This is a genomic window from Cellulomonas humilata (assembly GCF_013359775.1).
GTDB lineage: Bacteria > Actinomycetota > Actinomycetes > Actinomycetales > Cellulomonadaceae > Cellulomonas > Cellulomonas humilata.
Genome location: NZ_JABMCI010000063.1, coordinates 141,546 through 164,459, shown reverse-complemented (window position 1 = coordinate 164,459; position 22,914 = coordinate 141,546). Strand labels below are relative to the sequence as shown.

Annotated in this window: 24 protein-coding genes; 15 read left to right on the top strand and 9 right to left on the bottom strand. The window is 73.4% G+C overall.

All coding sequences use genetic code 11. The annotated features are described in order from the left end of the window. Positions 1–97: 97 nt before the first annotated feature. Entirely contained in the window at positions 98–511 is a 414-nt protein-coding gene (locus HP550_RS10735) for a CoA-binding protein (RefSeq protein ID WP_175347669.1), read from the bottom strand. A gap of 117 nt (positions 512–628) precedes the next feature. Here HP550_RS10735 and clsA point away from each other — a divergent pair, with 117 nt between their 5' ends. The 8 genes from clsA to HP550_RS10695 all read left to right on the top strand — a co-directional run bounded on the left by clsA (position 629) and on the right by HP550_RS10695 (position 6,482). Then, the gene (gene clsA / locus HP550_RS10730) at positions 629–1,213 is read left to right on the top strand and encodes a cardiolipin synthase ClsA (RefSeq protein ID WP_175347749.1); all 585 of its coding nucleotides are present in this window, start codon (positions 629–631) and stop codon (positions 1,211–1,213) included. A 47-nt stretch (positions 1,214–1,260) separates the two neighbouring features. Next, positions 1,261–2,154, top strand: a complete 894-nt coding sequence (locus HP550_RS10725) for a DUF881 domain-containing protein (protein WP_175347668.1) — start codon at positions 1,261–1,263, stop codon at positions 2,152–2,154. Next, positions 2,151–2,483 carry a small basic family protein gene (locus tag HP550_RS10720; protein WP_056094794.1) on the top strand — a complete coding sequence of 111 codons (333 nt, stop codon included), beginning with the start codon at positions 2,151–2,153 and terminating at the stop codon, positions 2,481–2,483. Before HP550_RS10725 ends, HP550_RS10720 begins: the two co-directional genes overlap by 4 nt. Then, positions 2,480–3,733, top strand: coding sequence for a DUF881 domain-containing protein (locus tag HP550_RS10715; RefSeq protein WP_175347667.1), 1,254 nt, complete (start codon positions 2,480–2,482; stop codon positions 3,731–3,733). The genes HP550_RS10720 and HP550_RS10715 overlap by 4 nt, the downstream gene beginning before the upstream one ends. Before the next feature lie 143 nt (positions 3,734–3,876). After that, positions 3,877–4,341, top strand: coding sequence for an FHA domain-containing protein (locus HP550_RS10710; protein ID WP_175347666.1), 465 nt, complete (start codon positions 3,877–3,879; stop codon positions 4,339–4,341). A 40-nt stretch (positions 4,342–4,381) separates the two neighbouring features. Next, complete coding sequence (ftsR, locus tag HP550_RS10705) at positions 4,382–5,146, top strand: transcriptional regulator FtsR (protein WP_175347665.1); 765 nt, start codon at positions 4,382–4,384, stop codon at positions 5,144–5,146. A 68-nt stretch (positions 5,147–5,214) separates the two neighbouring features. Then, positions 5,215–5,739, top strand: coding sequence for a bifunctional nuclease family protein (locus HP550_RS10700; protein WP_175347664.1), 525 nt, complete (start codon positions 5,215–5,217; stop codon positions 5,737–5,739). Between the two features lie 209 nt (positions 5,740–5,948). After that, positions 5,949–6,482, top strand: coding sequence for a MerR family transcriptional regulator (locus HP550_RS10695; RefSeq protein ID WP_246280780.1), 534 nt, complete (start codon positions 5,949–5,951; stop codon positions 6,480–6,482). A 63-nt stretch (positions 6,483–6,545) separates the two neighbouring features. On the opposite strand, the gene HP550_RS10690 is transcribed toward HP550_RS10695, so the two are convergent. After that, positions 6,546–7,310, bottom strand: coding sequence for an AAA family ATPase (locus tag HP550_RS10690; protein ID WP_175347662.1), 765 nt, complete (start codon positions 7,308–7,310; stop codon positions 6,546–6,548). Between the two features lie 77 nt (positions 7,311–7,387). Here HP550_RS10690 and HP550_RS10685 point away from each other — a divergent pair, with 77 nt between their 5' ends. From HP550_RS10685 to HP550_RS10660, 6 genes are all read left to right on the top strand, one after another. Next, entirely contained in the window at positions 7,388–8,032 is a 645-nt protein-coding gene (locus tag HP550_RS10685; RefSeq protein ID WP_210767938.1) for an MBL fold metallo-hydrolase, read from the top strand. Between the two features lie 64 nt (positions 8,033–8,096). Further along, a complete protein-coding gene (locus tag HP550_RS10680; RefSeq protein WP_175347661.1) occupies positions 8,097–8,258 on the top strand; it encodes a hypothetical protein in 162 nt (53 codons plus the stop codon). Positions 8,259–8,293: 35 nt separating this feature from the next. Further along, entirely contained in the window at positions 8,294–8,785 is a 492-nt protein-coding gene (locus HP550_RS10675) for a GNAT family N-acetyltransferase (protein ID WP_343048109.1), read from the top strand. Positions 8,786–8,916: 131 nt separating this feature from the next. After that, entirely contained in the window at positions 8,917–11,202 is a 2,286-nt protein-coding gene (locus HP550_RS10670) for an LLM class flavin-dependent oxidoreductase (RefSeq protein WP_175347659.1), read from the top strand. A 4-nt stretch (positions 11,203–11,206) separates the two neighbouring features. After that, on the top strand, positions 11,207–11,680 hold the full coding sequence (locus HP550_RS10665; RefSeq protein ID WP_175347658.1) for a heme-degrading domain-containing protein: 474 nt from the start codon (positions 11,207–11,209) through the stop codon (positions 11,678–11,680). Between the two features lie 89 nt (positions 11,681–11,769). After that, on the top strand, positions 11,770–12,282 hold the full coding sequence (locus HP550_RS10660) for a hypothetical protein (protein WP_175347657.1): 513 nt from the start codon (positions 11,770–11,772) through the stop codon (positions 12,280–12,282). Between the two features lie 6 nt (positions 12,283–12,288). Here the strand turns inward: HP550_RS10660 and HP550_RS10655 are convergent, their stop codons facing one another. Further along, the gene (locus HP550_RS10655) at positions 12,289–13,239 is read right to left on the bottom strand and encodes an aldo/keto reductase (protein WP_175347656.1); all 951 of its coding nucleotides are present in this window, start codon (positions 13,237–13,239) and stop codon (positions 12,289–12,291) included. 209 nt (positions 13,240–13,448) lie between these two features. Here HP550_RS10655 and HP550_RS10650 point away from each other — a divergent pair, with 209 nt between their 5' ends. Further along, the gene (locus HP550_RS10650; RefSeq protein ID WP_028046368.1) at positions 13,449–13,793 is read left to right on the top strand and encodes an RNA polymerase-binding protein RbpA; all 345 of its coding nucleotides are present in this window, start codon (positions 13,449–13,451) and stop codon (positions 13,791–13,793) included. Positions 13,794–13,812: 19 nt separating this feature from the next. On the opposite strand, the gene HP550_RS10645 is transcribed toward HP550_RS10650, so the two are convergent. The 6 genes from HP550_RS10645 to tatC form a co-directional block, all read right to left on the bottom strand. Further along, a complete protein-coding gene (locus tag HP550_RS10645) occupies positions 13,813–14,586 on the bottom strand; it encodes a polyprenol monophosphomannose synthase (RefSeq protein WP_175347655.1) in 774 nt (257 codons plus the stop codon). Then, positions 14,583–16,148 (bottom strand): apolipoprotein N-acyltransferase, encoded by a 1,566-nt coding sequence (gene lnt, locus HP550_RS10640; protein WP_175347654.1) that lies wholly within the window; start codon positions 16,146–16,148, stop codon positions 14,583–14,585. Before lnt ends, HP550_RS10645 begins: the two co-directional genes overlap by 4 nt. Before the next feature lie 413 nt (positions 16,149–16,561). After that, complete coding sequence (locus tag HP550_RS10635) at positions 16,562–18,190, bottom strand: amidohydrolase family protein (protein WP_175347653.1); 1,629 nt, start codon at positions 18,188–18,190, stop codon at positions 16,562–16,564. Between the two features lie 85 nt (positions 18,191–18,275). Then, positions 18,276–21,143, bottom strand: a complete 2,868-nt coding sequence (locus HP550_RS10630; protein ID WP_175347652.1) for a DEAD/DEAH box helicase — start codon at positions 21,141–21,143, stop codon at positions 18,276–18,278. 47 nt (positions 21,144–21,190) lie between these two features. Continuing rightward, a complete protein-coding gene (locus tag HP550_RS10625; protein WP_175347651.1) occupies positions 21,191–22,105 on the bottom strand; it encodes a diacylglycerol kinase family protein in 915 nt (304 codons plus the stop codon). Further along, positions 22,102–22,884, bottom strand: coding sequence for a twin-arginine translocase subunit TatC (gene tatC, locus HP550_RS10620; protein ID WP_175347650.1), 783 nt, complete (start codon positions 22,882–22,884; stop codon positions 22,102–22,104). The genes HP550_RS10625 and tatC overlap by 4 nt, the downstream gene beginning before the upstream one ends. Between the last annotated feature and the right edge of the window lie 30 nt (positions 22,885–22,914).

The window sequence follows — 22,914 nt, the reverse complement described above, 5'->3', positions numbered from 1 at the left end:
CTCGAAGGGGGACGCGACGAACTCCAGATTCATCGATGAGTCTACCGGGCGGACGTGTCCGGCGGCAGGCGGGACGCGGGTGACCTCGCGCACAACGTCACAGGCCGAGGCGGGGGCCCTCGATCGCCGGGCAGGTGTCCATGACGACGTCGAGGCCGGCTGCCCGAGCCCGGGCTGCGGCGTCCTCGTCCACGACCCCGAGCTGGAGCCAGACCGCGCGGGCGCCGACGGCGATCGCCTGGTCCACGACGGCACCGGCGAGGGTGCTGTTCACGAACACGTCCACCACGTCGACCGGTCCGTCCACCTCGGCGAGGGTGCGTACCCCCGCCGCGCCGTGCACGGTCTCGGCGCGCGGGTGCACGGGCACGATCTCGTGCCCGTGGGACTGCACGTACCGAGCGACGCCGTACGCGGCGCGCGAGGTGTTCGTCGACAGACCGACCACCGCCCAGCGGCCGGGGGTCGTCATGAGGCGCGCGATCACGTCCGGGTTGTTGCGGTGCACCATTGCAGAACTCTCGCACCGGCTGACCAGGGCCGCAGCCGAGGCGCGCCGTCGTCGGGGACAGGCCCGAAGGCCGCATAGGATCGACGCCGCCAGGACGGGACGGTGACGGGGGAGGCAGTGGCGAGCAACGACGTCGTCTCCACGCGCGTGCTGACCGTGCCGAACGCCATCAGCCTCGTGCGTCTGCTGCTCGTCCCCGTGTTCGCGCTGCTCATCGTCCGCGGCCAGGACGGCTGGGCCGTGGCGGTGCTCGCCGTCTCCGGAGCCAGCGACTGGCTCGACGGGGTGCTCGCCCGGAGACTCGGGCAGGTGTCCCGGCTCGGGCAGCTGCTGGACCCTGCGGCGGACCGCCTCTTCATCGTCGTCACGCTCGTCGCCCTCGCCTGGCGCGACGTCGTGCCGTGGTGGCTGCTCGGAGTCCTGGTCCTGCGCGACGTCGTGCTCGCCGTCATGCTCGTCGTCCTCGCGCGGGCGGGTTACGCGCCGCTCCAGGTGCACCTGGCGGGCAAGGCCGGCACGTTCGCGCTGCTCTACGCGTTCCCGCTGCTCCTGCTCGCACAGTGGGACTCGTGGGTCGGAAGCGTCGCCGGTGTGGCCGGGTGGGCCTGCGCCCTGTGGGGCGTCGCCCTCTACTGGTTCTCGGCGGTGGTGTACCTCACGCAGGCGCACCACCTCCTGCGTGACGACGCGGGACGCTCGTGAACCCGCGGCACGGCTCCAGCGAGCCGCCGCGGAGCCTCGACGAGTCCATGACCTTGCTCACCGAGGTCTACCGGCGGCCGCTCGACCCGGGGTATGCCGAGGCGACAGCCCGCCGCGCCGCCGGCACGGGCCCGCGGCGTACCTGGCGCTCGACCGCCGGCCTGGTCGCGCTCGCGATGGGGCTGGGCCTGGGCGCGACCGCGGCGACGCTCGCGCTGCGGCAGCCGGCGGGTGCCGTCCTGGCGGCACGCGAGCTGCTGGAGGCACAGATCGAGCAGCGCAGCTCGGAGGCCGACGACGTGCAGGCCGAGATCACCGCGATGACCGACGAGATCGCCATGCTCCAGGAGGAGCTCCTGGGCGACGAGGGCCAGTCCGTGCGTGACGAGATCGACGCGGACTCGGTGCAGTCCGGCGTGACGGCCGTGACCGGCCCGGGCCTGCGGCTCGAGCTGACGGACGCGCCGTCGGACAACCCGGACGAGGAGGACCCCGAGCTCCGCGTGCAGGACGTGGACCTCCAGGTCGTCGTGAACGGGCTGTGGGCCGCCGGAGCCGAGGCGATCGCGGTCAACGGGCAGCGCCTCACCGCGATGACCGCGATCCGGAGCGCGGGGGACGCCGTGCTCGTCGACCTGGTCGCCCTGAGCAGCCCGTACACGGTCGAGGCCGTGGGCGACGCCGCCGGCATGCAGACCGAGCTGGCGCGCGCGAGCGCGGGCCAGCACCTGGCCACCCTCCGGACCACCTACGGGATCGGTGTCCAGATGACGTCGCAGAGCAGGCTCGAGCTTCCGGGCACCGGCCTGGTGACTCTGCACGAGGCCGGGGTGCCGGACGCGTCCGCCGCGCCCGAGCCCGAGGCGGGTGCCGGCGGGGGTGCGCCCGAGCAGAGGCTTGTGGCAGGGTCTGCGGGTCAGACACGGAGGGACGGCACGTGATCGCAGTCATCGGCCTGGTCATCGGCGTCGTCGGGGGCCTGCTGCTCCAGCCGACGGTCCCCGTGGAGCTCCAGCCCTACCTCCCGATCGCCGTCGTGGCGGCCCTCGACGCCCTGTTCGGCGGCCTGCGCGCCATGCTCGACGGGATCTTCGACGATCGCGTGTTCCTCATCTCGTTCCTGTCGAACGTCGTCGTCGCCGCCCTGATCGTGTTCCTCGGTGACCAGCTCGGGGTGGGCACGCAGCTGTCGACCGCCGTCGTCGTCGTGCTCGGCATCCGGATCTTCTCCAACGCGGCCGCCATCCGTCGCCACCTGTTCAAGGCATGAGCACGACTCCGTCGCACGACGAGCGGGACGCGGGCCAGGGTCGGCGTCCCTTCGTCGAGAGCACCCTGCCGCCGGTGGTGCCGGAGAACGAGGAGCCGAACTCGTTGCCGCCGGTGGTGCCGGACGACGAGGAACCGAACTCGTTGCCGCCGGTGGTGCCGGACGACGAGGAACCGAACTCGTTGCCGCCGGTCGTGCCGGACGACGACGAACCGAACTCGTTGCCGCCGGTCGTGCCGGAGAACGACGAACCGAACTCGCTGCCCCCGGTCGTGCCGGACGACGACGAACCGAACTCGCCGCCCCCCGTGGTGCCCGAGGACGACGAGCCTGAGCAGCCGGACACCGTGCCGCCCGTGGAGCCGCAGGACGAGGCACCCTCCGAGCCCTCAGTGGCGCCGGAGGCCGACGAGCCCGCACGCGCCGACCAGGGCACGGACTCGTCGCCGGACGGCCCGCGCGCAGAGGCCGCGTCCGTCCCGGATGACGAGACGGTCGCCGCACCTGGCCGGACGGACCCGGCGGAGCCGAGCGGGTGGGCGGTCCTGGGACGCGCGCTGAAGCCGCGGTCCACGCGAGCCCAGCTGGTGGCCGGCGTCCTGTGCGCGGTGCTCGGCTTCGCGCTGGTGGCGCAGGTGCGCCAGTCCGGAGAGGCAGACCTCGGGGGCATGCGGCAGGACGACCTGGTCCGCATCCTCGACGAGACCACGAACCGGGGCGACGCCCTGGCCCGCGAGGCCGCCGACCTCGCGCGCGAACGGGACGACCTGCTCTCCGGCTCGGACCGCCGCCAGGCCGCGCTCGACGCCCTGCGGCGCAGCGCCGAGACGCAGGGCATCCTCACGGGCCGCCTGCCGGCCCAGGGTCCGGGCGTGGTGGTCCTGCTCACGGAGCCCGACGGCTACATCAAGCCGATCACGATGCTCAACATGCTCGAGGAGATGCGCAACGCGGGCGCGGAGGCGATCCAGCTCAACGACCAGCGCGTCACGGCGAGCAGCGCGTTCACGGGTTCGGGCGGGGCTGTGGTCCTCGACGGTGTCGAGCTGACGGCCCCGTACCGCTGGACCGTGATCGGGGACCCGGACATCATCGCCCCGGCGCTCCAGATCCCCGGCGGCGCGATGGCCCAGGTGCGCAACAACGGGGGCAAGGGGACGGTCGAGCGGGCGGACCTCGTCGAGGTGGACGCCATCCGCGTCGTGCCGGAGCCGGTGTACGCGACTCCGGTGCCACCGCAGGGCGATTGATCCCGGTTCCACGCGGCCCGCGGACCCCGCACCGGGCGCCACGTGGCATCGACGTGCTGCGCCGACCCGCCCGGTCCGCATAGGGTGTGGCTGACCCCGAGGAACTCCGGGCGTCGACGTGAGGGACGGGCCCGGGAGGTGGCATGAGCGGCGAGGACCCGCAGGTCGGACGCTTCGCGGGGGGACCCGACACCACGATGAGCTTCGGGGCGATCGAGCCCGTCGAGATCGAGGCGTCGGCACCCGTCGGGCTGACCCCCGACGAGGTCGCCGCGGTGCACGCGCTCCCGCCCACCTCCGCCCTGCTCGTCATGCAGCGGGGGGCCAGCGCAGGTGCGCGGTTCCTGCTCGACGCCGAGCGGACGGTCGCCGGACGGTCGACGGCCGCGGACATCTTCCTGGACGACGTCACCGTGTCACGCAAGCACGCCGAGTTCGTCCGGGAGGGCCAGACGTTCGTCGTCCGGGACATCGGCTCGCTGAACGGGACGTACGTCAACCGCTCGCGGATCGACCAGTCGGTGCTCCGCTCGGGCGACGAGGTGCAGATCGGCAAGTACCGCATGACGTTCCACCCCAGCCCGCACCGCGACGCGGCCGGCGCGTGACCGGCCGGCACCTGACGCTCGACCGGACGGGGGGCGCCGCATGACCAGCGCCCGAGCGCAGCGCGTCCAGGTGGACTCCACGTCCACCGCGGACGTCGCGCACGAGCCGTGGCCTCGCGGCATCTCCCGCCGTGCCTCGATGCGGATCTCCGACGTCCTCGCCGCGCTGCGCATCGAGTTCCCGGCGGTCACCACGTCCAAGCTGCGCTTCCTCGAGGAGCAGGGTCTGGTCGAGCCCGTGCGCACGGCCGCCGGCTACCGGCAGTACTCGCCGGCGGACATCGAGCGCCTGCGGTTCGTCCTGCGCCAGCAGCGCGACCGGTACATGCCGCTCAAGGTCATCGGCGACCGGCTCGCCGCCCTGGACGCGGGGGAAGAGGACGAACCCGCCCCGCGGGCGCGCCTCGCCTCGCGCGACGGCGTCAGCGAGGTCACGGGGACGCGCTGGACCCTCGACGCTCTCGCACGGGAGTCCGGCGTCGAGGCGGCGTTCGTCGAGGACCTCGTCGCGGCGGGCGTGCTGCGGACCCACGGCGCTGGGTCGTTCGACCTGTGGGCCCGGGAGATCGTCGTTGCGGCCGCGTCGCTGGCCGAGCACGGCATCGACCCGCGTCACCTGCGGCAGTTCCGCACGTCGGCCGACCGGCAGGCGGACCTCGTCGAGCAGGTCGTGGCACCGTGGCGGGGCCAGCGCAGCGCGTCGTCGCGGGCGCGGGCGGGCACCCTGGCCGCTGAGGTGGGCGAGCTCTGCACCCAGATGCACACGGCACTCGTGCGCGCGGCGGTCGCCGACCTGACCCCGTAGGCGGGCTCGCGCAGGCTGCTCGTCCACGGGGGGAGCCGGATCGGCCCCGGAGTCGTAGCGTGGGCGGCATGGGAGAGGACGCCGAGCTCGTTCCGGTCGAGATCGTCGGGGTGCGTCAGCACATGGCCGACGACGAGGTCGTCGTGCTGCTCCTGGACCCCGACTCCGAGCTGCTGGTCCCCATCCTCATCGGACCGGCGGAGGCGAGCGCCATCGCGTCCGCGCAGGCGGGGATCGTGCCGCCCCGGCCGATGACGCACGACCTGCTGCGGGACGTGCTCATCGCGGTGGGCTCGGGCCTGACCCGGGTCGAGATCACCCGCCTTGAGGACGGCGTCTTCCACGCCGAGCTGGTGCTCCGGACCGGCCCGCGCGTCGACTCCCGCGCGTCGGACGCGATCGCGATGGCGCTCCGGTTCGGGTGCCCCGTCCTGTGCTCCGCGGAGGTGGTCGCGGTCGCCGGCGTCGAGGTGCGGACCACCACGTCCGAGCAGGACCTGGAGCGCTTCCGCCGGTTCCTGGACCTCGTCACTCCCGAGGACTTCAGCACGGGCGCGGAGCCCGAGGACGAGGGTGGCTCGGAGGGCCGTTAGTCCCAAACCTTCGCGTTCAGGTCGAAGGTGAGACTCGCCCGTCGCGACACGCCCGGCGGGGCGTCATGGCGTCTACCCCGTCACGGGCCTAGTCTGACAAGCAGCCGGGGGAGATGTGCGCCGAACGGCGTGCGACGAGTGGAGGATTCGTGACCAGCAACGAGAGCGCCGAGAGCGTCAGCGGGGCAGTGCCGCAGCGCGCTCAGGGCATGCTGTTCGACGACGACCTCCCCGACCTCGACACCGCCACCGGCTACCGCGGACCCACCGCGTGCCGTGCGGCCGGAATCACGTACCGCCAGCTCGACTACTGGGCCCGCACCGGACTGGTCGAGCCGTCCATCCGCCCGGCCACCGGTTCGGGCACGCAGAGGCTCTACAGCTTCCGCGACATCCTCGTGCTCAAGGTCGTCAAGCGCCTGCTGGACACCGGCGTCTCGCTCCAGCAGATCCGCACCGCGGTCAGCCACCTGCGCGAGCGCGGCGTGGACGACCTCGCGCAGATCACGCTGATGTCCGACGGCGCGAGCGTCTACGAGTGCACGTCCGCGGACGAGGTCATCGACCTGGTGCAGGGCGGTCAGGGAGTCTTCGGCATCGCCGTCGGACGGGTGTGGCGCGAGGTCGAGGGAACCCTCGCCGCGCTGCCGACCGAACGTGCGGACGAGGACGAGGAGCTCGTCGTCGCGCCGTCGGCCCAGGACGAGCTGGCACTGCGCCGTCAGGCCCGCACCGCCGGCTGACACCACGCACGATCGACGAGCGGCTGCCCGGTGGGCTGCCGCTCGTTGCATGTGGGCCCTGGGTCAGTGGCGGGGTGCGCGCAGCGCGCGGTCGAGCAGGGCGTCGAAGGTCCGGCCCAGCTCGGCGGCCGCGGCGCCGGGCCACGCGTGCACCGGCTGCGCGGCACCCTGGGCCTGCTGGAGCGCCGCGCGCTCGGGGACCGGGGGAGTGAGGACCAGGGGACCGTAGAGCGTCTGGAGCTCCTCCAGCCGGAACGCCTGCTCGATCGAGCGGGCGCGGACGCGGTTCACGACGATGCCGAGCGGCTGCAGGGCGGGCGCCGGACCGCGGCGCAGCTCGTCGATCGTGCGCATGGCCCGCCCGACCGCCATCACCGCGAAGAGGCCGGGCTCGGTGACGACGAGCGCCCGGTCGCACGCGGCCAGGCCGGTGCGCGTCAGCCCTCCGAGGGACGGCGGACAGTCGATGAGCACCAGGTCGTAGCCGTGCACCCAGGACAGCGCGTAGCGGAGCCGGTCGAGCTCGTCGCCCTCGAGCCGGTCGTGCACGGCCGAGCGCTCCGACCCGGCCAGCACGTCCAGCCCGTCGTCGGCCCACGAGGACAGCACGGTCGCCTTGGCCATGGTCGACTCGCCGGGCTCGTCCAGGACGGAGGCGACGTCCCCGCCCTGCGGACGTGCGCCGAGGGCCATCGTGCTGTCACCCTGCGGGTCCAGGTCGATGACCAGCGTGCGCAGACCGCGTTCCAGGGCCGCCGACGCCAGACCGAGGGTGATCGACGTCTTGCCCACGCCACCCTTGAGACTGCACACCCCGAGCACCAGCACGTCCGCAACCGTAGCCGGGGCGACGGCCCCGGGCGAAACGGCGCGCGCGTTCGCCCTGGTCAGGACAGACTGGCCGAATGAGCATCCGCCTGACCCGCTGGGGACACGCCTGCATCCGCCTCGACCGCGGCACGGACCGCCTCGTCATCGACCCCGGGGTCTTCTCCGACCTGCCCGGTGCCCTCGACGGCATCTCCGCCGTCCTGATCACGCACGAGCACCCCGACCACGTCGCCACCGAGCCGGTCGTCGAGGCCGTGCAGGGGGGCCTGGAGGTGTGGGCTCCGCCGTCCGTGGTCGACGTCCTGGTGAGCGCCGGCGCGCCCGCGGAGCGGGTGCACACGGTGCGCGGCGGCGACACGATCACGGCCGGCGGGTTCGACGTCGCGGTGCTGGGGGAGTGGCACGCCCTGGTCCACCCCGACGTGCCGCGGGTGCACAACGTGGGCTACCTGGTCGCCGGGGTGCTCCATCCGGGTGACGCGTACATCGATCCGGCCGGTGCGCACGTGGACGTCCTGTGCGCCCCGCTGGGAGCACCGTGGCTGAAGCTGGGCGAGGTGGTCGACTACGTGCGGCACGTGCAGCCCGCGCGGCTCGTGGTCGTGCACGACGCCCTGCTCAGCGCCATCGGGCAGGGGATGGCCATCGGACTGCTCGGCCGGCTCGGCGGCGCGGGGGAGCCGGTCGCGCTCGACCCCGGCGAGGGCATCGACCTGTGACCGCGCTCGGCTTTCGCCGACCGTCCACCCCCCCGTACGTTGAGCGTGTCGGAAGGAGACCATCGTGACGGAGTCCGCAGGGCACGAGGTGCCCGAGCTCGAGTACGACGAATCGGTGCCGCCCCGCCCGGAGGAGGAGATCGCCGACGCCGCGCGATCGGTCCCTGATCGCGCGGGCCACGGAGGCACGCCGGACGACCAGACGACGGCGCGCGAGCTGCCCTGATCCTCGCGTCGTCGCAGATGAGGCATCCTGGGGACGTGGACATCCAGCAGGTGGGGGAGAACGACTGGACACGTGTCCGGGACGTCCGTCTCCGAGCTCTACGCGAGGCCCCCGACGTCTTCGGCCCATCCCTGGCACGCGAGGAACGGTTCGTCGAGTCGCACTGGCGGATGCGCCTGCGCACGTCGACGACGTGGATCGCGGTGGACGACGCGGGTGCCGGCCGGGGGATCGTCACCATGATCCAAGAGCCCGGGTCGCCGGACGACGACCGGCACATCGTGTCGCTGTGGGTGGCGCCGGAGGCTCGCCGCCAGGGCGTCGGGTGGCTGCTCCTGGACACCGTCCGACGCGCCGCGGCGCTGGAGGACGCGCGCACGGTGTCGCTGTGGCTCGTGGACGGCAACCACGCCGCCGGCGACCTGTCCGTGCGAGCCGGCTTCACGCGCACCGGCGAACGCCAGGTCGTGCCGCGGGACCCGTCACAGACGGAGGAGCGGTACGTACTGGAGCTCCGGACCGCCTGAGCGGTGGGCATGGGTCACTCCCTCGGTGCTTGAACGGCATAATGTCATAATGTGCATTATCGGCGCAGGACACACATGCGTGGCGGTCCCTGTTCTATAGTTGAAGCATCAATCACTAGGGAGATGCTTCGATGCCCGACTACGGCCACGATCTCGTCTTCGGCACGTTCCTGACCCCGACCGCCAAGGACCCGCAGCAGGCCGTCGCGCTCGCGCAGCTGTCCGAGCGGTCCGGGCTCGACCTGGTGACGTTCCAGGACCACCCGTACCAGCCGGCGTTCCTCGACACCTGGACGCTGCTGTCGTGGGTCGCCGCGTCCACCGACCGCGTCCAGGTGGCCGGGAACGTGCTCAACCTGCCGCTGCGGCCACCGGCCGTCCTGGCGCGCGCCTCGGCGAGCCTCGACCTGCTGTCGGGCGGCCGGTTCGCGCTCGGCCTCGGGTCCGGGGCGTTCTGGGACGCGATCGTGGCGATGGGCGCGCCACGGCTGACGCCGGGTCAGGGCGTGGACGCGCTGGACGAGGCGATCGACATCATCCGTGGCATCTGGGACACCGACGAGCGAGCACCGCTGCGCGTGCACGGGACGCACCATCACGTCGACGGGGCCAAGCGCGGTCCCGCGCCGGTGCGCGACATCCCGGTCTGGCTCGGCGCGTACAAGCCGCGGATGCTCGGGCTCGTCGGTCGCAAGGCCGACGGGTGGCTGCCGAGCCTCGGGTACCTGAAGCCCGGTGACCTCGCGGCGGGCAACGCGCGGATCGACGACGCCGCGGCCGCGGCCGGTCGTGACCCTCGAGAGATCCGCCGGCTGCTGAACCTCGGCGGTGGCTCGTTCGAGGGCTCCGGCTTCCTGCAGGGGCCGCCCGACCGGTGGGTCGAGGACCTGCTCCCCCTGGTGCTCGAGGACGGGATCGCCACTTTCGTCCTGGGCACCGACGACCCGAGCACGATCGCGGTGTTCGGCGAGGAGGTGGCACCCGCGCTGCGGGCCGCCGCCTCCGCCGGGCGTGCCGCTGCGGGCACCGCCACAGGTGCGGTCCGGCCCGTGATCGCGCTGGCCAAGCGGCGGGCCGGGATCGACTACGACGGGCTGCCCGCGTCCCTCGTCGCGACCGCGGTGGAACCCGGGGACCGCGAGTACGCGCGCGTACGGTCGTCCTACGTCTACTCCGGCTCCCCCGGCCTCGTCCTGCGACCGCACACCGCCGAGCAGGTCAGCGAGGCGCTCCTGTTCGCCAGGGAGCAAGACGTCCCGTTCGCCGTGCGCAGCGGTGGGCACGGGATCAGCGGCCGGTCGACGAACGACGGAGGCATCGTCATCGACCTGGGCGCGCTCGACTCGGTCGAGGTGATCGACCGCCAGCAGCGCCTCGTACGGCTCGGCGCCGGAGCGCGGTGGGGCGACGTCGCCGCGGTGCTCTCCCCCGACGGGCTCGCGATCAGCTCCGGTGACTACGGCGACGTGGGGGTCGGCGGGCTGGTCACGGCGGGCGGACAGGGCTTCCTCTCCCGCTCCTACGGGCTGACGCTGGACCACGTGGTCGCAGCCGACCTGGTCCTCGCCGACGGTCGCCTGGTCCGGACCGACGCCGAGCACGAGCCGGAGCTGCTCTGGGCCGTGCGGGGCGCCGGGGCGAACTTCGGCATCCTCACCGCGGTCGAGATCGAGGCCGCGGAGGTGGGCAGCGTCGTCTACGCGACGATCGTGTACGACGCCACGGACACCGCGGCGTTCGTCGAGGCGTGGGCCGACCTCGTGGAGTCCTCGCCGCGGGAGCTCACCAGCTTCCTCACCCTCGTACCCGCCCGCGCACAGAGCCCCACGGTCGGCTACGCGATCATCGTGTGGGCGAACGACGACACCGGCGCGGCGATCGGGGCGCTCGAGCAGTTCCTCGACCTGGCGCCCGTCCTCCAGCAGCAGGCGCAGCTCGTGCCGTACGCCGCCACGGTGTCCGCGCCGCACGGCGAGCACACCGGCGGAGCGGACTCCGCGGCGCGCGGCGGGCTGGTCGAGCACGTGACACCGGAGCTCGCCGTGCTCCTGGGCGACCTGGTTGCCGCAGGTGACGCCGACATGGTGCAGTTGCGGGCCGTCGGCGGCGCCGTCAACGACCTGGACCCGGCGGCCACCGCGTACGCGCACCGGACGCAGAACTTCTCGCTCCTGGCGTCCGCCCGCGGCAGCCGGCGTGCGCAGATCGACGCCTGGTGGGACCGGCTCGCGCCGCACCTGCGCGGGGTCTACCTGAGCTTCGAGACGAACCAGTCCCCCGCCCGGGTGTCCGAGGCGTTCCCGCCCGAGACGCTCGCCCGGATCGGCCGGCTCAAGGCCCTGTACGACCCCGAACACGTGTTCGACGGCAACTTCGGGGTCGCTCCCCTGCCGTCCGAGGCGCCCGTGCCACGATGACGGCATGAGCACTGACGACATCGCCGGCACGGTCGCCCACGTCGAGCAGCAGGAGCACGACCTCGTGTTCAGCACGTTCACCAACGATGACGCGTGGCGCCTGGGCTGCCTGCTCGTCGAGCTGGCGCAGGAGCGCGACCTGCCCGTCACCGTCGACATCCGCCGGGGCACCCAGCAGCTGTTCCACGCGGCGCGGCCGGGCACCACGCCCGACAACGACAGCTGGATCGAGCGCAAGGTCCGGGTGGTCGAACGGTTCGGGGCGTCGTCGTACCTCGTCGGGCTGCGCGCTGCGGCCAAGGGCACCACGTTCGCGGCCCAGCACGACCTCCCGCTCCAGGAGTTCGCCGCCCACGGCGGGGCGTTCCCGGTCCGCGTCCGCGACGTCGGCATCGTGGGCGTGGTGACCGTCTCGGGGCTCCCCCAGGCCGACGACCACGCGCTCGTCGTCGAGGCCGTGGCCGTGCACCTCGCCTGAGCCGCCCCCAGCCCGGCCTGCTGCGGGCTCGTCCACGAGCTCGTGCGGTCGGGCGTTGGTGACTGCTCGGCAGCCCCAGGATCGGCCGCATGACGCAGCACGAGGACCACGGGTGGTTCGACGACGACTGGGCCGACGATCCCGACGACCAGTGGGCCGACGTGCCGTGGGTGCTCGACGTGGGCGGCCCTGACGACGACCTCCCGGACCCCGCGGGTGCGGTCCTGCGAGCGGGCGCCGACGCGCTCGCCGTGCTCCTGGACCTGGTCGGCCCCGAGCGGGCCGGGCCGCCCGCGCTCTGGTTCGTCCTGCTCGACCACAGCGACCGCACGATCCCCGTCGTCCTGCCGATCACGGACGTGCCGGTACGCGCCGACGCCGCCGTCGCGCGCCGGCTCGTCGCCGTGCTCGACTCGGTCCTCGCGTCCGACGCGCCCGGCGGATCGGTCGTCGTGGGGCTCGTCCGCGCGGCGGGCGGGGACCGCGGAGCGTTCGAGGCCTCGTGGGTGCCGGCGCTGCGGGAGGCCGCCGACGACGCCGGTGTCCGGCTGTGGGCGGTCGTCGCGATCGGTCAGAGCCGGGCGCGGGTGCTCGAGTGGTGACGCCGGTCAGGCCGCGGGGCCGGGGGCTGCCTCGTCGATCGCGGCCAGCTGCTCGAGCGTCGGCTCCCACGCGATCGCCGCGACGTTGGCGCGCAGCTGGTCGGGCGTGCGCGCACCGGCGATGATCGTCGCCACGGCCGGCTGGGCTGCGAGGCCCCCGAGGGCGAGCGTGGGCAGGTCGATCCCCCAGTCGCGCGCCAGGGCCTCGAGCGCCTCGATCCGGTCGAAGTCGGCGCGGTCGAGCCGCTCGGGCATCCGCGTCAGTCGCGAGCCCTGCGGAGCGGACTGCCCCCGCCGGTACTTGCCCGTGAGCAGTCCCGACGCCAGCGGCACGTACGGGATCAGGCCGACACCCACCTGCTCGGCGGCGGGCACGAGCTCGGCCTCGGCGGAGCGGTCCAGCAGGTTGTACCGGTTCTGCGCCGAGACGAACCGCGTCGCGCCGGCCGTCCGAGCGCTCCAGTCGGCGTCCACCACCTGCCAGGCCGCGAAGTTCGAGGAGCCGAGGTAGCGGACCTTGCCCTCCTCCACGAGCTCGTGCAGAGCGGCGAGCGTCTCCTCGATCGGCGTCACGGGGTCGGGGGCGTGCATCTGGAACAGGTCGACGTGGTCGGTCCGCAGCCGCACCAACGATCCCTCGACCGCCCGCCGCACGTACTGCCTCGACCCGCGCGCTCCCCCGTCCGGTCCGTTCAGCCCGCCGGCGTCCAGGCCGAACTTGGTGGCGACGACGACGTCGTCGCGGTGTCCGGCGAGCGCGTCGCCGAGCAGCTCCTCGCTCTGGCCCGGGGTGCCGCCGTACACGTCCGCCGTGTCGAAGAACGTGATCCCGGCGTCCAGCGCCGCTGCCACCAGGGCCGGGACGTCCTGCGGGGCGAGCGTCGCCCCGAACGTGTTGCAGCCCAGACCGGCCACCGAGACGACGAGACGAGAGTCACCCAGCTGTCGAAAGGACATATGCGCGTTCGTGCGGGAGGCTGGAGGGGTAGTCACGGGCGTCGGCGCCGAAGAATTGCTCACCCGGGCAACCCTAAGCCTCTCCCCCGCACACCACCCGCGTTCACGAGACCTTCACGTCCTCCTGGAACACTGGAGGGGCGCCCGCCGTTGACACCGGTGGAAGTTCTCACTCTCGACGGCCGTTCAACGGCACGGAGGTTCCCCAGATGGCAAACCGGTCCCTGCGCGGCATGCGCATCGGGTCCCACAGCATGGAGACGGAAGACGGCGTCGAGTTCGCCCCCCGCCTCCAGGCTCACTACGACTGCCCCAACGGGCACACCATCATCCTGCCGTTCTCGGTCGAGGCCGACGTCCCGGTGGTGTGGGAGTGCCGTTGCGGTGAGGAAGCACTGCTCCGTGACGCGTCGCGGCCCGAGGTGAAGGCCGGCAAGCCGCCGCGCACGCACTGGGACATGCTGCTGGAGCGCCGCACGGTCGGCGAGCTGCAGGAGCTGCTCGACGAGCGCCTCGACCTGCTCCGCTCGGGCAAGCTGCGCCGCAGCGCCTGAGCACAGTCCTGCGAGGCGATCAGCCTCGAGAACGACGGAACGCTCCCGCCACACGGCGGGAGCGTTCTGCTATCCCCCACCGGGTCACGTTGACCAGCGCCTCGACGACGATGGCGCGGCTCATCTTGGACCGGCCGAGCTCGCGCTCGACGAACGTGATGGGCACCTCGACCACCCGGGCGCCGGAGCGGACGGCGCGCCAGGCCATGTCGACCTGGAAGCAGTACCCCTGCGACGCGACGTCCTGCAGGGTCAGCTCGCTCAGGAGCGAGGCGCGGTAGGCGCGGAAGCCGCCCGTCGCGTCGTAGAGCGGGATGCCGAGCGCGAGGCGGGTGTAGGTGTTCGCGCCGCGGGAGAGCAGGAGCCGGTTCATCGGCCAGTTCTGCACGCTCCCGCCCGGGACCCACCGGGAGCCGAGCACCAGGTCGGCGTGGTCGATCGCGCCGAGCAGCCGCGGCAGGTCCTCGGCGCGGTGGGAACCGTCGGCGTCCATCTCCACCACGACGTCGTAGCCGCGGTCCAGCGCCCAGCGGAACCCGGCGACGTACGCGGTGCCCAGACCGAGCTTGCCGGCCCGGTGCAGGACGTGGATGCGCTCCGTGCCCTCCTGTGCCGTCTCGGCCTCCGCGATCTTCTCCGCCAGCTCACCCGTGCCGTCGGGCGACCCGTCGTCGACCACCAGGACGTCGGCGTCGGGGACGTGCGTGCGCAGGCGGTCCAGCGCGCCCGGCAGGTTCTCGCGCTCGTCGTACGTCGGGACGACGACGAGCACCCGCTGCGGGGTCTCGGTCATGCGGCAGTCTCGATCCGGTCGGAGCGACGCACCCGGTGCGCCCCGGCTGCACCGGCGAGCACCACGCACACCGCGAGGGCGTCGATGATCCATGCGGGCCACGCACCCAGCCTCGTCGCGGGGGTCAGCGTGTCGCGCAGAGGAAGGGTAGCCACCATCTGCTCCGCGGTGAAGAGGCCGGTCTGCTGGCTGACCACCCCGTTGGGCTCGATGACCGCGCTGACACCCACCGTGGAGATCTGCACGGTGGCGCGCCCGTGCTCGATGGCGCGGATGCGGGACATCGCGAGCTGCTGCGTCGACTCGTCGGACACCCCGAAGGAAGCGTTGTTCGTCTGCACGACGAGCACCTCGCCGCCGGCCTGCACCGCCCCGCGCACGATGCCGTCGTACGCCACCTCGAAGCAGATGACGTCGCCGATGCCGACCGTCCGCCCCAGGCGCTCGGAGTCGAGCGGGATGTAGCCGGGCTTGTCCCCCGGCAGCATGTCCCGGGTCACCAGGTCGACCGCCGAGGAGAACGGCCGGACCAGCGAACGCATCGGGATGTACTCCGCGAACGGCGCCGGGTGCTGCTTGGTGTACGTGGCGACGACCCCGACGCCAGGCTCCCAGAGGACCGCGGTGTTGTACCGGCCGCCGGACTCGGGGTACTCGACGGTGCCGACGAGCATGGGTGCGCCGACCGCCTGCGCCGCGCCGTCGATGAGGGCCGCCGCGGTCTGGTCGACCTGGGGGTCGATGTCCGTGCCGTTCTCCGGCCACAGGACGAGGTCGAGCTCCCCGGGCGCCACCTGGTCCAGCAGGGCCACCGTGCCGGCCACGTGGTTGTCCAGCACCGCCTGCCGCTGGCCGAACGCGTCGAGCCCGGTGCCGGGGACGTTGCCCTGCACGGCGCCGACGCGCAGGGTGCCGGTCTGCGCCTGGGTGTCGAGCGGGATCAGCAGCCCCACCACCACGAAGGCGGCCACGACACCCGTCGCAACCACCAGCCGGCCGATCTCCAGCCGACGGGCGGCGAGCACGATGCGGGCGAGCAGCACCCCGACCGCCACGACCGCCCCCGTCAGCAGCGGCGTGCCCCCCAGCGACGCGAGTGGCGCGAGGGGCGAGTCCGCCTGGGAGAACGCCAGACGTCCCCAGGGGAACCCGCCGAACGGCCACGCCGCGGCGAGCTCCTCCATGGCCACGAACAGGAGGGTGAACACCGTCACCTGGAGGCCGACGCTGCGCCACACGGAGTTGCCCCGCCGCGCCCAGCTCCACGCGGCACCGAACAGTGCGACGAAGGACGCCTCCAGCGTGCTCAGGGCGATCCACGGCACCTGCCCGACTGCCTCGTCCGCCCACGTGATCAGCGGGAGGAAGAAGGCGAGCCCCCAGACGAGCCCGACGAGGGCGTTCCAGCGCGCGCTGTCGCGACGCATCGCGAGATACAGGAGGGCGATCCCGACGAAGGCGGTGCCCCACCAGCCGGGCGCCGGGAAGGCGAGCCGGGTGAGGACGCCCCCCGCGACAGCGAGGACGAGAGTCCACCAGCGGGCGGGTTCACGGGCGGACACCCCTGGAGGGTACGTCAGCGGGCTGAGCCTCTGGCGACGGCCGGGTCCGACCGACCGGCCCGCGTGTCCTTCGTACCGGTCGGCGTGCAGAAGCACGGACCGTTGTCTACTGAACACGCGGGCCCGGTCGGAGCCCTACCCCTACCGCGGCCCTCAGGCACGAGTCCGACGTCGTCGTCGTGGGCATGTCGCCGCGGTGGATCTCCTGAGGAACCTATCGAGATCCACGGAGGTGTCAAGGCGGCGTCGGTGCAGGTGGGAGCCGTTCGCGCAGGTCACCAGCGCACCATCGGTCCCGTCTGTACTGTTCGACTCGGCGTGTCGCTGCGCGTGTCGGCGGATCGGGTCGAAGCGGGCGGATCCGGTCTGCCGCCAGAGTGCCGCCGGAGGGCCGGAATTCACCCGGTCGGGCGTCAGAGCGCGTCGTGCAGGACCACGCCGTCGCGGACCGTGCGCAGGCACACCGGCGGCGGCGCGTCGGGGCCGAGGTCCGGCAGGAGCGGGATCCCCGCCCGCGCGTCGGCGCTCCAGGACGAGAACCGACCCTCCGCGGACTGCACCGTGAGGTGCTCGGCGCGCCAGACCGCGAGGTGCGCCGGTGCGCCCACCCGCAGCTCGCCGGCACCCGTGTGGTCGAGCCCGGCCACCCGCCAGCCGCCGCGCGTCGACGCGCGGAAGGCTGCCCGCGCGGAGATCCGCTGGTCGGCCGCGTGGTGCTGCACCGCGGCTCGGACCCCCGCCCACGGGTCCACGGGGGTGACCGGCGAGTCCGAGCCGAACGCGAGGGGCACGCCGGCCGCGGCCAGGTCCGCCAGCGGGTTGAGCGCAGCCGCACGACCCGCGCCGAGCCGGGTCGCGTACATGCCGTCCGGCCCGCCCCACGCGGCGTCGAACGCGGGCTGCATGCTCAGGCGCACGCCCAGCAGGACGAGCGCCGCGAGCGTGGGGGCGTCGACCATCTCGGCGTGCTCGAGCCGGTGGCCCATCCGCGCCAGGGCGTCGGGACCCTCCACGTCGACGGCGGCCCGCAGACCCAGCAGGAGCTCGTCCATGGCGCGGTCGCCGATGATGTGGAAGCCGCCCTGCACCCCGGCGCGCGTCACGGCGGTCAGGTGGTTGCAGATCTGCTCGGCGCTCAGGTAGAGCACGCCGGAGGTGTCCGGGGCGTCCGTGTACGGCGCGCGCACGGCGGCGGTGTGCGAGCCCAGCGACCCGTCCACGTTGAGGTCGCCGCCGATCCCCGTGAGACCGGGGATCGCGGCGAGGATCTCGCGCGCGTCGTCGACCGTCACGCACTGCTCGCCGCGGTACGCGACCAGGTGCGGCAGCCCGTCCCGCGCGTCGGTCGTCAGCTCCAGCAGCTCGACCAGCCCGGCCCTGGTGTCGATCGAGGGTGCCGACTGCTCGTGCACGGAGACCACCCCCCGAGCGGCGGCGTGCTCCAGGGCGCGCCGGTACAGGGCGGTGCGCCGCTCGGGGCCGACGTCGCGGGCGGCGTCGCGCGCGGCGTGGTGGGCGTCGCGCTCGACCCGGCCGTCGAAGCTCCAGCCGGGGAGCATGTCGAGCCCGGCGCCGCGGGAGAGCGCGGTCGAGACGACGGCCGAGTGCACGTCCACCCGGGCGAGGTAGACGGGCGCGCCGCCGCCGGCCGCGTCGAGCTCCTCCCGGGTGGGCGGGCGTCCCTCCGGCCAGCGCAGCTCGTCCCAGCCGAAGCCCAGCACCGGGTCCGTGCCGGACCTGCCCTGGGCGGCCCGGTGGACCGCGTCCAGGGCGTCCGCCAGCGAGTGCACGCCGCCCTCGGGAGACAGGTCGATGCTCTCCAGCGCGAGCCCCGTCTCGAGCACGTGGACGTGCGCGTCGACGAACCCGGGAGCAACGAGCGCCCCGTCGAGGTCGACCACCTCGTCCGCTCGGGACACCATGCCGTCGGCGGTGTCGTCCGCGCCGAGCCAGACGACAGTGCCGTCGTCGACCAGGATCGCCTCGGCGAAGGGGTCGGCCGCCGTGTGCACCACGCCGTGTCGATAGAGGGTCGAGCTCACAGGGGCACACGATAGGGCAGGTCAGGGCAGGAGGACGTGGCAAAGCAGGGCGAAACCGGCGCCGGTACGGGTGAAGGGCGCCACGTCAGACCGACGAGTACGCCACCACCCCGTGCCGGAGAGCGTCCACCGCCTTGCGCGCGGTGTCCCGCAGGCGCTGGTGCGGGGCCGCCTGGGACACCTGGTCGAGCACGTCGATGACCTGCTTGCACCACCGTACGAAGTCGCCCGCGGACAGCTCGCTGCCCTTGAGCACGGCGTCCAGGCTGCGGCCGGCGGCCCAGCGGTGCACAGCCTCGACCAGCCCCGCGTCGAGCGGCTGGATCGTCTCCACCTTGTGCGCGGTCTCGAGGTCGTCCAGCTCCGACCAGGCGCGCACGCAGGCGTCGAGCGCCACGCCCAACCGGCTGCTCGGGCCACCCGGGATCCGCGGCTCTCCCTGGTCGTCGCGGCGTGACCGGTAGACGAGCGTGGAGACGGCCGCCGCGAGCCCGGGAGCATCGAGCTCGTCGAAGATGCCTCGGCGCAGGCACTCGGCCAGCAGCAGGTCGTTCTCGGCGTAGATCCGGCGCAGCCACCGGCCGTCGTCGGTGACCTCCAGCGCGCTGCGGCCCGCGTCGTCGGTGCTCCGCTCGAGGTAGCCCAGGCGCAGGAGGATGTCGCAGATCCGGTCGAACACCGCGGCGATCGAGCCGGTCCGGCCGGCGATGCGGCCGACGAGGGCGTCGTGCTCGCCGGCCAGGCGCGCCCAGCGCTCCGCCCACCGCGCGTGCTCCTCGCGGTCGGGGCAGCCGTGGCACGGGTGCGTGCGCAGCCGGCGCCGCAGTGCTGCGATCTCGGCGTCGTCCGCGGCGGCACGCTGACCGCCCTTGGGTCGGTCCTTGCGGGTGGGGCCGGTGTCCGCACCGACCGAGGAGCGCAGCGCGGCAGCGAGGTCACGACGGGCCGCCGGCACGCGAGCGGTGAAGCCCTTGGGCACCCGCAGGAAGCCGACCGTGCGCACGCCCGTCCCGACGTCCGCGACGGTCAGCCTGCGCACCTGCCGGTCGATCGTGAGGACGGTGGGCCGCGGACCGTCGAACCCGGCGTCGCCGCCCGGGTCGATCACGACGGCGTGCCCGGACCTGCGCCCGACGGGGATCTCGAGCACGTCACCGACGCGCAGGCCCTCCAGCGTGCGCGCCACCTCGGCCCGGCGCGCGGACGCCTCCGCCCGGGTCAGGTCCTTCTCGCGCGCGGCGATCTGACGCCGCAGCGCCGCGTACTCGGCGAAGTCCCCCAGGTGGCACACCATCGCCTTGGCATAGCCCTCCAGGGCCTCTGCGTGCCCCTGTGCCTGCCGCGCCAGTCCCACCACGCCCCGGTCGGCCTGGAACTGCGCGAAGGACGTCTCGAGGACGTCCCGTGCCCGGTCCCGGCCCACCTGCGCCACCAGGTTCACGGCCATGTTGTAGGTGGGCCGGAAGCTCGAGCGCAGTGGGTACAGCCGCTTGGACGCCAGCCCGGCCAGCTGCACCGGGTCGAGGCCGGGGTGGGCGACGACGACGGCGTGGCCCTCGGTGTCGATCCCCCGCCGGCCCGCGCGGCCGGTCAGCTGGGTGTACTCCCCCGGCGTGACGTCGACGTGGCTGGAGCCGTCCCACTTGACCAGCTTCTCCATCACCACGGAGCGCGCCGGCATGTTGATGCCCAGCGCGAGGGTCTCCGTGGCGAACACGACCTTGACCAGCCCGCGCGAGAAGAGGTCCTCGACGGTCTCCTTGAACAGCGGGAGCATCCCCGCGTGGTGCGCGGCCACCCCGCGCTGGAGCGCGTCGCTGAACTCCCAGTAGCCGAGCACGTCGAGGTCCTCGGGCGGGACCGCCGCGCAGCGCTCCTCCACGATGCGGCGGATCTCGGAGACCTCGGCGGGGCTGGTCAGCCGGACGCCCGCGGCCAGGCACTGCTGCACGGCGCCCTGGCACCCGGCGCGGGAGAAGATGAAGACGATCGCCGGCAGCAGCCCGTCGCGGTCGAGCGCGTCGACGACGGCGAACCGGGGCGTCGGACGGCCGCCACCGGGACGCCCTCCGCCGGGCCTCGGACGGCCACCTCGATCGCGCGGCCCGCGGCGTGGCTGCCCGGGCTCCTCGCGGTTGCTGCGCCGCAGCAGGTGCGTCAGGTCCGGGTTGATCGGTGGGTCGACACCGGGCGCCGTCGGGTCCACGTGCCCGGCGTACAGGTCGAGCAGCTCGCTGCGGACGAGCACGTGCTGGCCGAGCGGCACGGGGCGGTGCTCGCTCACGACGACGGTCGTGTCGCCGCGCACGGTGGCCAGCCAGTCCCCGAACTCCTCCGCGTTGGACACGGTCGCGGACAGGGAGACCAGCTGCACGTCGTCGGTGAGGTGGATGATCACCTCTTCCCAGACGGGTCCGCGGAACCGGTCCGCCAGGTAGTGCACCTCGTCCATCACGACGAAGCCGAGGCCCTGGAGGGTGCTCGACCCCGCGTAGAGCATGTTGCGCAGGACCTCGGTGGTCATCACCACGACCGGCGCCTCGCCGTTGATGGTGGTGTCGCCGGTCAGCAGGCCGACGCGGTCGGCGCCGTAGCGGCGGACCAGGTCCGCGTACTTCTGGTTGGACAGCGCCTTGATGGGCGTCGTGTAGAACGCCTTGCGCCCGGACGCCAGCGCGAGGTGCACCGCGAACTCGCCGACCACCGTCTTGCCGGCCCCGGTCGGGGCGGCGACGAGCACCCCGCTCCCCCGCTCCAGCGCCTGGCACGCCTCGACCTGGAAGTCGTCGAGGGGGAACCCGAGCAGCTCACGGAACTGGCCCAGCTCGCTGCGGTCGACCTCGGCGCGTCGCTTGGCGGCCGCGTACCGCTCGGCCGGCGACGGCTCTGCGTCGGGCGTGCTCTGGTCCGGGGACGGGGATGACGAGGCTGATCTGCGGGATCGGGGCACCACCTGCACACCCTAGGCACACCGGCCCTGGCCGGACGCGCGGCGCGCGCTCAGCAGAGGATCGACAACGCCCCGGGGTCGACCGTCACCCGCAGGGGCAGCGGACCGATGCGCTCACCGTCGGCGAATGCGACGGGCGGCGTCGGCCCGAGCTCCGCCAGCGGCTCGATGAGCACCGACCGGCTCCGGAACACGTCCACCGCGGGGTGGGTGACGTGCTTGCCCTGCGGGATGCCCGGGAAGATCTTCAGCACACCGGTCCTTGTGAACGGGCCGGCGACCACGACGTCGAGCAGGCCGTCGTCGACCGCGGCGTCCGGGGCGATCTTGAAGCCGCCCCCGAACCACGGCGTGTTGGCGATGGCGACCAGGGTGCCGGCCGACTCCCAGACCCGGTCGTCGAGCGTCACGCGGTAACCGTACGGCCGGAACCGGCCGAGCTCGGCTCCGAGCGCGCGCACGTAGCGGGCCGCGCCCTTGGGCCACGTCATCTCGTTGGCCCGCGCGTTGATCGCGGCGTCGAAGCCGCACGACAGCACGCCGAGGTACCACTCGTGCGCCGCGTGCACAGGAGATCCGACGCGCACCGCGTCGACCCGGCGCGGACCGTCCAGCAGTCCGTGCTCGATCGCCTCGACGGACGCCTCGACGTCACCGCGCGGCAGGTCGAGCGAGCGGGCGACGTCGTTGCCCGTACCGGCCGCGACGATGCCGAGCGGGAGCCCGGTGCCCGCCACCACGTTGGTGCCGAGGTGCACCATCCCGTCGCCGCCGACGACGACGAGCGCGTCCAGCCCCTGCACCGCCGCCGCCCGCGCCCGGTCGGTCGCCCGGGCCAGCGTCGAGGCGGACAGGTCCTCGACCTTGTGCCCGCGGGCCCGCAGGAGCTCGTGCGCCCGGCGGCCGGCCTGCGTGCCCCGTCCCCGGCCCGCGGTGGGGTTGACGACGAGGCCGAGGTGGATCACGCGGTGCCCGGCTCGTCGGACATCGTGCCGTCGAGCCGCGGCAGGCCGGCGGCCACGCGCTTCCGGTCGACCCGACGGTCGTGCAGCACGCACACGCCGAGCGCCAGGAAGTACAGCCCGCTCATGGGGACGGCGACGGCGAGCATGGTGATCGCGTCGGGCGTCGGGGTGACGATCGCGGCGAACACGAAGGAGAGCAGCACCGCCCACCGCCAGCTCTTGCGCCAGGTGGCCGCGGAGCCGATCCCGGCGAAGTTCAGCGCGACCATGACCACGGGCAGCAGGAACGCGATCCCGAACGCGAGCATGATCCGCATGACGAACCCGAGGTACGTCTGCGCGTCGATGAGGTTGGTGGCACCGGTCGGCGTGAACTCGGTGAGCAGCCGGACCGCGTTGGGCAGCACCCACCAGGCCATGAAGGCCCCGGCGAGGAACAGTGGCACCGCCACGCCGACGAAGCCGAACGCGTAGCCCCGCTCCCGGCGCGTCAGGCCGGGCGTCACGAACGCCCAGAACTGGTAGAGCCACCACGGGCTGGACAGGATCACGCCGAGGAAGAACGAGACCTTGACGCGCATGTCGAACGACGTGGCGATGCCCGAGAAGTTCAGCGCGATGAGGCTGTCGCGCTCCTCGGCGACGCGCACGATCGGCTGCTGGAGCGCGGTGAATACGGGGTCGTAGAGGAACCAGCCGATCACCGCGCCGACCACCACGCCGAGGGCGGCGAGGAAGACGCGGCGGCGCAGTTCGACCAGATGTGCTCGCAGCGGCATCCGGCCGCCGGGTTCACCCCCGCGGCGAGC